This is a genomic window from Terrimonas pollutisoli (assembly GCF_029360765.1).
GTDB classification, from domain to species: domain Bacteria; phylum Bacteroidota; class Bacteroidia; order Chitinophagales; family Chitinophagaceae; genus Terrimonas_B; species Terrimonas_B pollutisoli.
In genome coordinates, this window is sequence record NZ_JARKNA010000059.1 from 1 (window position 1) to 1,206 (window position 1,206).

At 42.3% G+C, this 1,206-nt stretch carries 1 protein-coding gene; it reads left to right on the forward strand.

The window, feature by feature from the left end; translation table 11 throughout:
* Positions 1 to 83 precede the first annotated feature (83 nt).
* Positions 84 to 1,133: an IS481 family transposase gene (locus P2W73_RS26340; RefSeq protein ID WP_276505094.1), complete on the forward strand. Its 1,050-nt coding sequence runs from the start codon at positions 84 to 86 to the stop codon at positions 1,131 to 1,133.
* Positions 1,134 to 1,206: the final 73 nt, after the last annotated feature.

The following is a 1,206-nucleotide window of genomic DNA, read 5'->3' on the forward strand; positions in this document are numbered from 1 at the left end:
TGTAGAAGTTAAGATTTGATCTGACAGTTGGGATTAACTTTAGAGTAACTACAATCTATTTGTTAACCCCAAAATGTCAGATCATGAATCAGGAAACTAAGTTAATCAAATCCCGCTTAGGCTTACTCAAACTAGCGGAGCATCTCAACAATGTCACCAAGGCGTGCAAATTAATGGGCACTAGCCGTGACAGTTTTTACCGAATCAAAGAGTTGTATGACACTGGCGGCGAAGCTGCCTTAGTAGAGATCAGTCGACGTAAACCCATTCTCAAAAACCGGGTGGCTCCTGAAGTAGAGGAAGCTGTAGTAAAGATGGCTTTTGATTACCCGGCCTATGGTCAATCAAGGGCTTGTAATGAATTACGCAAGCAAGGAATTTTTATCTCTGCAGCTGGCGTACGTTGTGTCTGGCAACGACACGACCTGGAAATCTTTGAAAAGCGTTTAAAGGCATTGGAAGCTCGTATTGCTCAGGACGGATTGATCCTTACTGAAGCTCAAATGATGGCCCTGGAACGCAAGAAAGAAAAAAGAGAAGCACTGGGAGAAATTGAAACCGAGCACCCAGGCTACCTGGGCTCGCAGGATACCTACTATGTGGGAACGATCAAAGGAGTTGGAAGGATTTATCAGCAAACTTTCATTGATACTTACAGTCGGGTGGCCTTTGCCAAACTCTATGATAGCAAACATGCTATTACATCGGCTGATCTGCTCAATGATCGGGTAATACCGTTTTTTGAAGAACAACAAATCCCGTTACTGCGAGTACTAACAGATCGTGGTACTGAATACAAGGGTAAACCCGAACATCATGAGTATGAACTTTATTTGCAACTGGAAGGCATTGATCACAGTAAGACCCAGGTTCGCCATCCGCAAAGCAATGGCATTTGTGAACGACTTCACCGGACAATGCAAGATGAGTTCTATGCTGTAACCTTCCGTAAAAAACTCTATGAAACTTTAGAGCAGCTTCAACAAGATCTCGACACCTGGATGAACTACTACAATAACGAACGGCCTCACAGTGGCAGGTATTGTTACGGCAAAACTCCAATGCAAACCTTTAATGAATCTATTACCTTAGCAAAACAAAAACTGCTGAACAACTTAACTCCAGCAGCCTAAACTTTTATATCCTGACCCTATAAAACTGAAAAGAAAAAATCCTCAACTGTCGGATTAAATACTAACTATTACA

Bases quoted from the DNA above. Each gene is read 5' to 3' on its own strand.
- P2W73_RS26340 (WP_276505094.1), top strand. From the start codon at position 84: ATGAATCAGGAAACTAAGTTAATCAAATCCCGCTTAGGCTTACTCAAA.